The organism is Neisseria sp. HMSC061H08 (assembly GCF_001836795.1).
In the GTDB taxonomy this organism is placed as follows: Bacteria; Pseudomonadota; Gammaproteobacteria; order Burkholderiales; family Neisseriaceae; genus Neisseria; species Neisseria subflava_A.
Genome location: NZ_KV830565.1, coordinates 318 through 7,948 on the forward strand (window position 1 = coordinate 318; position 7,631 = coordinate 7,948).

Below are 7,631 nucleotides of genomic sequence, written 5' to 3' on the forward strand. Positions count from 1 at the left end.
GAGTTTAGGTTTCATATGGGCTACGGCTTGCTAGTGGTGGGAAAGCAAGGACAGCAAAGAATGCGGGCTGCACAAATAACCCTTGTCAGGCAAGGCAAAAAGGTCGTCTGAAAACCTAAATTGATGTTTTCAGACGACCTTTTTCATGAGTCGGCTTTCCTTAAATTTTTAAGGTGTAAAAACCGGAAGTTTTCTATTTCGAATTATTATCAATTCCCAAACCGACAATATCGTTTTTAAAAAAATGAATTCTCTTTAACTTCATAACCTTAATGGAATTACCCAAAGAAGGCTTGACCTAACGATTTAATCTAGCTATGGTTTAATAAAAAATAACAATATTCCACATACACACCGCAATGCTTTTTCCCTCCTCCTTATAGAAAGGATATTGCAATGCCCTGCTTGACCCGTACGTTGCCTCGTCTGACTGTCTTCCTGCTGTCCACCTTCGCGGCATTCTCCGCAGCTGCACACGGAAACCACACACATTGGGGTTACACCGGACACGACTCCCCCGAAAGCTGGGGCGAGCTTTCTGAAGAGTTCCGTTTATGCTCTACAGGCAAAAACCAATCCCCCGTCAACATTACCGAAACCGTCTCCGGCAGACTGCCCGCCCTCAAAGTCAATTACAAACCGAGCGCGGTTAACGTGGAAAACAACGGCCACACCATCCAAATCAACTACCCGGAAGGCGGCAATACCCTCAGCGTGAACGGACGTACCTACACCCTGAAACAATTCCATTTCCACGTACCCAGTGAAAACCAAATCAAAGGCCGTACCTTCCCGATGGAAGCCCACTTCGTCCACTTGGACGAAAACCGCCAGCCTTTGGTATTGGCAGTATTGTACGAACCTGGCAAAACCAACGACCGCCTGGCTCCGATATGGAACGTGATGCCGATGAAGGAAGGAAAGGTAAACCTCGACAAAGCTTTCGACGCCAGCACCCTGCTGCCGAAACGACTGAAATACTACCGCTTTGCAGGTTCGCTGACCACGCCGCCGTGCAGCGAAGGCGTATCGTGGCTGCTGTTGAAAACCTACGACCACATCGATCAGGCGCAGGCAGAAAAATTCACCCGCGCCATCGGCTCGCATAACAACCGCCCCGTCCAGCCGCTTAACGCGCGCGTTGTCATCGAATAAACAGTAAAGCCGTAAACGAAAAGGTCGTCTGAAAACCTAAATTTGTTTTTTCAGACGACCTTTTTTCGCTCTTCATCACAATATTTCCGGAACAAAGTCATCGGCTTGGGTTTCAACTCAAGCCGAGACCTTTGCAAAATTCCCATGAAGACATTTAGGGAATTTGGGGAATTTTGCAAAGGTCTCACAAAGTTCCTACAGAACTAAAATGTAAAGAGTAGCCTGCACTCACATCTATCAACATGAAGGCTGTTTTGTTTTCAGCCTGTCTGAAACGACCAAAAAACAGTATGATTTGTCTGTTTTCTGTTTGGAGGAGTCATCCATGATCGCTGCTACCATCACGATCCAAGACCAAAACCTCGCCGGCAAAGTGCTGCATGAGCTGTTTTTAAAATTTAGAACCAATCACATCAGCGCGACGGAGTTGATTGCTGAACGCGTGCGACAGGAAGTTGACGCCTACAACAACCGTGCCGCCGATGCCCTGCTGCGCCACAGCCTCATTATCCCCACCGATCGCGGCGACATCGTGATTCAGGAAACGCACGGCAAAAAAGGCACGCACCCGCAACCTGTGGACGCGGAAAAGCAAATCGCTGTCGCCTTGAAAGCTTTTGAGCAGAACGCGTTTTTCATCCTTGCCGACAACCGCCAACTGGAAACGCTGGACGATATGGTGTACCTGCATGACGGGCTGGTCGTCAATTTCATCAAACTCACGCCGCTTGTGGGCGGATAAGCAGCCTGAAAACCGCTGCGCAACGCTACCTCACCTTTGTAGAAGATGCCCGATACAGCCTGAATAGTGCGGACAAGAAAACCCTTACCGACGTTATCCACCTTTGCAGCGAAATAACCAACACATTGATACGTAAAGAAAGTCCTATGACCCAAAACCAAACCGTGCAGATTTCCAACAGCCGCCGTGCCAAGTTCAATCAGCTTCTCAACGCACTGGAAAAGGAATGGCTCCAAAACCGTTCACACGAATACGACACGATAAACCTGAAGCTCTGCCCCAGTTTTGCCGAAGTGGAGAAAGCCGCACCCGGATACCGCGTCGATTTGCTGATCCACTGCATTGATTTGATACGCGGCTGGGGACGGAATAAAATTTTTAAAAATATGGGCGAGGACAGGATACACAATTACGGCACCATCCGTGTAGCGGTAGCGATGGCTCTGGCGCGTAAAACGCTGCCGATGACGGAACAGGATGTGCAGCATATTTTTGCCGCCATGCTGGACGATAACGGGCTGTCCGAGCAAGAGGCAGATTACTATCCGCTCAAATATCTGATAAACCAAATCAAAAAACAGTTTCCCAATCCGAGCAAAACGCTTTCAGACGGCCTGAAAAACGCCTGCGACCGTTACCGCGTCTTTGCGGAAAACCTGTGGGACAAGAAAGCCGCTACCGCCAACCTTGCCGCCCTGGCAGAACTGGCAGGCGGTTCGGCCGAAGCCTGTTTTCCCGCCCAAGACGACGAGTTTGCCCGATACGCCAATCCGCAACTTGCCGTGCTGCCACCGGAACAGCAGGACATATGGAGCAAAATCATTGCGCTTGCCCTATCCGCCAATGCAGGCAAGCCAAGCGAAAAATACCTGAAAGAATCCAAAACGCTGATCGACACATTGGGTGCGGACAGGTTCAAAAAAATGCTGCACGGCTGGATAGAATTTGTCCGCGGCAGCGAAGTGCAGATCGAAACCGTCACCCACGGAGCATACAGCTACGACACTCATGTCCTGCCCGTTTGCAGTATCAACCAGACCGTGCTCAAAGGGCTGGTGTGGATGTGCAGCCATTTCCATGACAGCGCCACCCTGTCCACCCTTACCCAACTTGCGCTGCATTCATACGACAAAATCCCCAATCTCGGCGCGCGCTATGCTTCCGTGGGCAACGCCTGTTTCTACGCACTGTTCCGCTCCCAAGGGCTGGACGGCATCGCCTGCCTTTCGCGCCTGCGCCTGCGGATTAAGTTCAGCAACGTGCAGAGCACGATTGCCAAATATCTGGACGAAGCCGCTGCGCAGCGGGGCGTATCCCGCAACGAAATCGAAGACATGGCGGTGGACGATTTCGGCTTGCAGGAAGGCTGCCGCGACTACGACTTCGGCGGCTACACCTGCCGTCTGGTGGTTACGGGCGTGGGCAAATCCGAACTGCGCTGGTTCAAACCCGACGGCTCGCCGCAGAAAACTGTGCCCACCTTCGTGAAAACCGACTATGCCGAAAAACTGAAAAAGATTAAAGCCGCACAGAAAAACCTCAACGCCACGCTCACCGCCCAACGTGACCGCTTGGACCAAATGATGCGCTCCGAACACCGCGTACCGCTGGAACACGCCGAACAGTATTACTGGCAACACGGGCTGATGTCCTGCCTCACGCGCCCGCTAATATGGCAATTTTTCCGCGACGAAAACGACACACAGGGTCACGCTGCACTGTGGTTGGATGGAACATGGGTGGACGAAACGGGAGCGCAAACCGATGTTTCAGACTGCCTGCAAGTCTGCTTGTGGCATCCCGCGCTCGCCACGCAGCAAAGCATCGCCCGGTGGCGCAAACTGCTGCAGGACAAAGAAATCTGCCAGCCGCTGAAACAGGCATACCGTGAAATCTATCTGCTCACCGAAACCGAAATCAACACCAAAACATACAGCAACCGTTTTGCCGCCCACATCCTGAAACAACACCAATACATGACGCTTGCCAAAGGACGCGGCTGGAGGGGCTCGCTGGCCGGTGCGTGGGACGGTAGCGACGACGCAACCGTATCGCTGGATTTGCCCGAATACAACCTGCGCGCCGAATTTTGGACAAACGCAGTGGACAGCGAAGAAGCATGGACGGAAAGCTACATCTGGCAGTATGTCAGCACCGACCAAGTGCGCTTTCACCGGTTGAACGACGATTCCAATGCTACCGCGCTGGACTTAATTGATATTCCGCCGCGCGTGTTTTCCGAAGTGTTGCGCGACGTGGATTTGTTTGTGGGCGTGGCCAGCGTAGGTAATGACCCGACCTGGGAAGACAACGGCGGAGAGGCGCGTTTTTACAGCTACTGGCAAAGTTATTCCTTCGGCGATTTGGGCGAAGTCGCCAAAACCCGCAAAGCCGTGCTGGAAACCCTGCTGCCGCGCCTGAAAATCGCCAAGGTTGCCCACATAGACGGCAACTTCCTCGTCGTGCAGGGCAAGCTGCGTACCTACAAAATCCACATCGGCAGCAGCAACATCCTGATGCTGCCGGACGACCAATACCTCTGCATCGTACCCGACAGCCGTAAAAAAGACATATCCGACAAGCTGTTTATTCCGTTTGAAGGCGACAACACGCTCTCGGTCATCCTCTCCAAAGCCATGCTGCTGGCGGAAGACGACAAGATTACCGACAGCACGATTACCTCGCAGATTCAGCGGTAAATTTGGACAGCCTGAAAATGCAAATGTCCCATCCTTGCGACTTCAGGCTGTTTGGGAACACAGGACGCGTAGACAGCACATGCCCGCCCTACGGAAAGAACACAATACATATTTTTACCATAAATATATTGCTTTTCATCTGATTTAGATAACCGACAACATCATGAAGCCTGCTTTTTGCCTCCCAATATTGCTTTTACTTTCAGCCTGCCGTCCTGAGGCTGAGACAGTCGATACGGCTGCACCAACGGCGCGTAAACCTTCTTATTACGAGTCTGAAAAGCGTCAAACTGAAGCCACTCCAGTTAAAACACAAATTCCTGCGTTATCTGCAATCAAAAGCCAAGCCGATTTTGACTTACTTTCGCGTATTTATGAGCAAGGTAGTGAATATGAAATTCCTCATATCCTTTTCCTCATCGATCGTGAAGACGATAACCGTACCGACTACATCAATACTCCCAAATTTCGGCTACATGAGCATTATCTGGCTACTATCTTGAAACCCATGCTGTCAAAAACTGAATTAAATCAACAATACCGTAGTCCTAACCGGCGTTATCTGTTTGGTACTATCAGTTGGCAGAATAGTACTCAGGAATATGTTTATGAGTTTTGGGAAGGAGACAAAATCACGCCTGAATTGTTGAAATTGGCGGCAGGCCGTCTGAAAGACAGTTTCTACGCTCCGTTGCGTTATAAAACCAATTCTTTATGGCAGGAAACCGTTGCCGAGCAAAGCAAAGTTCCTTTTATTACCCAAGAAAATTTGATTAAAAACTTCCCCTACCTGCCTCTAAACCAAGGTAAAGCGATAGGCATATTCCGCGTTATTGCCAAAGAAGATGATCTTTATAATGTCGGCGCCGATGATATTATTATTTTGAAAGAGGTTCCCCTAGAGCTGCCACCTGTGGCGGGGATTATCAGTGAAAAACCATCCACTGCACTATCGCATGTGAATGTACTGGCACGTGGCTGGGGGATTCCCAATATTTACCTTAAAGACGCAGAAAAAATCCTAGCCCCATATATTGGACGTCGTATCGAATTTGAAGCGACTGCTAAACAATACCGAATGGTCCAAACCAACCGGAACACTACCAGCAAAAGCTTTTCAGACGGCCTTACCCTGCCCCAACCTGATGTTTCCAATTACAGCCTTCGGGCTTTGGAAAACCTGCGCCATGATGACAGCCGTTACTGCGGCAGTAAGGCTGCTAACCTCGGCCATATCCGCACCCATATTGCAGGCAGTAATGTACCTGACGGATTCTGCATTCCGTTTGCCTACTATCAAGCCATGATGGATAGGCTGGGTATTAACGCGACAACCCTGGCACAAATCGAAACGCAAAGTGATGGAGACAACCGCAAGCGCCGCACTGCTTTACTCTCACTGCAGAAAAAAATTACCGATACCGAAATCCCGTCGAAATGGAAACACAGATGGGCTGAACAATGGCGCAATCAATTAAACAGCAAAGGCGTGTTTGTCCGCAGCTCCTCTAATTCCGAAGACTTGCCCAATTTCAGCGGCGCAGGGCTGTACACCACCGTGCCAAATGTTACCGATGAAAACGCGTTGGCCGAAGCAGTGAAACAATCTTGGGCTTCCGTTTTCAATTACAGCGCATATGAAGCCCGCCGTATTGCCGGATTGCCTCACGATAGCGTGAAAATGAGTGTCTTTGTACAACAAAGCATCAATGCAGATCTCTCCGGCGTATTGGTTACCATTAATCCCTATGATACTGCTCAGAAAAACAGCTCCTACATTGCCGCCAAACGTGGGTTGGGTATTCGTGTCGTTGAAGGCAAACGGGTAGCCGAACAGGTAGTCTATAACCGTCGCAATGATTCTGTACAACGTCTCAGCTCCTCTAATGAAACCACAGCGTTGCAACTGGATAAAAACGGTGGAGTAAGGGAGGTGCCTGTAACCAGTGGCAACGTGATGAATCAAGAGCAAATACGTCACCTTGACCAAACCGGCCAACAAATCAAACAGCTATTTGCTAATGGCGAGCAGGATATCGAATGGGCGTTTGACAAGGGTAAGCTTGTTATCCTCCAAGCACGACCGTATCTAAACGGCACACGTTAAAGTAAAAGGCCATCTGAAATTATTGTTTCAGACGGCCTTTGCATCATAAGTTAGTTATACCCTATACTTCCCGATCTCCAAGGAACTATGATGTCAAAACAGCTCACTTTTTATTTTATTCGTCATGGCCGTACCCAATGGAACGAACAAGGACTTTTGCAGGGATCAGGCAATTCACCACTGACCGAACAAGGGATTGTAGGAGCCCAAAAAACCGGGGCGGCGCTACAACAAGTAGAATTTACCGCTGCTTATTCCAGCATTTTACAACGCGCCATTGATACGGCTGGCCATATTATCGGTCAGCGTCCTATTCCTCTTTTTCAGCACTGTGGACTAAATGAGCAATCTTTTGGAAGTTGGGAAGGTATGCAGATCGCTGGCCTGCGGAAACTAACCGAATTCAAACAACTGACCAATGACCCGGCAGCTTATAAAGCATTAAGTAATGGTGGCGAAACCTTTGAACAATTAGCAGTACGTGCAATGGCCGCCCTTTACGATATCATTAAAGTACATCAATCGGGAGCCAATATTTTAGTGGTATCGCATGGACATACCTTGCGTCTCTTATTATCCTTACTAGGCGGAGCAACTTGGGAAAACCATCGTGATGAGGGTAAATCCGTGTCATTGTTGAATACTTCAATCAGTATTGTGAAATACGATAGTGAAAGCGGTTTTCATATTGAGCAGCTTAACGATGTGGCTCATTTACAATGATCACAACCATTCATCAATAATAAAAAAGGTGGGCATTTTTACCCACCTTTTTTGCCATTAGAGACCTTTGCAAAAAAGTCCTTTCCCCCGACAGCCGAAATCCAAATACAGGTTTTCGTCTATTTCCGCTCCTACATTACTCCTGATTTTACCCAAATATCCCCTTAATTCCGCTTGGATACCTGATTAATCAGGCATCCGGGCC

The 7,631-nt window shown here is 49.3% G+C and carries 5 protein-coding genes; all 5 read left to right on the forward strand.

Annotated elements, in window-relative coordinates:
* Nucleotides 1-396 precede the first annotated feature (396 nt).
* The 5 genes from cah (at nt 397) to HMPREF2675_RS04900 (ending at nt 7,426) form a co-directional block, all read left to right on the forward strand.
* A complete protein-coding gene (gene cah / locus HMPREF2675_RS04880) occupies nt 397-1,155 on the forward strand; it encodes a carbonic anhydrase (RefSeq protein ID WP_070814260.1) in 759 nt (252 codons plus the stop codon).
* Between the two features lie 325 nt (nt 1,156-1,480).
* Entirely contained in the window at nt 1,481-1,897 is a 417-nt protein-coding gene (locus tag HMPREF2675_RS04885; RefSeq protein ID WP_283127795.1) for a hypothetical protein, read from the forward strand.
* Nucleotides 1,898-2,043: 146 nt separating this feature from the next.
* The gene (locus HMPREF2675_RS04890) at nt 2,044-4,596 is read left to right on the forward strand and encodes a DUF4132 domain-containing protein (protein ID WP_070814262.1); all 2,553 of its coding nucleotides are present in this window, start codon (nt 2,044-2,046) and stop codon (nt 4,594-4,596) included.
* Nucleotides 4,597-4,759: 163 nt separating this feature from the next.
* Nucleotides 4,760-6,703 carry a PEP/pyruvate-binding domain-containing protein gene (locus HMPREF2675_RS04895; protein WP_070814263.1) on the forward strand — a complete coding sequence of 648 codons (1,944 nt, stop codon included), beginning with the start codon at nt 4,760-4,762 and terminating at the stop codon, nt 6,701-6,703.
* Nucleotides 6,704-6,793: 90 nt separating this feature from the next.
* Complete coding sequence (locus HMPREF2675_RS04900) at nt 6,794-7,426, forward strand: histidine phosphatase family protein (RefSeq protein ID WP_070814264.1); 633 nt, start codon at nt 6,794-6,796, stop codon at nt 7,424-7,426.
* Nucleotides 7,427-7,631 lie beyond the last annotated feature (205 nt).

Excerpts from the sequence above, each read along its gene's own strand:
- HMPREF2675_RS04895 (WP_070814263.1), top strand. The coding sequence starts at position 4,760 with ATGAAGCCTGCTTTTTGCCTCCCAATATTGCTTTTACTTTCAGCCTGC.
- HMPREF2675_RS04885 (WP_283127795.1), top strand. The coding sequence starts at position 1,481 with ATGATCGCTGCTACCATCACGATCCAAGACCAAAACCTCGCCGGCAAA.
- HMPREF2675_RS04900 (WP_070814264.1), top strand. The coding sequence starts at position 6,794 with ATGTCAAAACAGCTCACTTTTTATTTTATTCGTCATGGCCGTACCCAA.
- cah (WP_070814260.1), top strand. The coding sequence starts at position 397 with ATGCCCTGCTTGACCCGTACGTTGCCTCGTCTGACTGTCTTCCTGCTG.
- HMPREF2675_RS04890 (WP_070814262.1), top strand. The coding sequence starts at position 2,044 with ATGACCCAAAACCAAACCGTGCAGATTTCCAACAGCCGCCGTGCCAAG.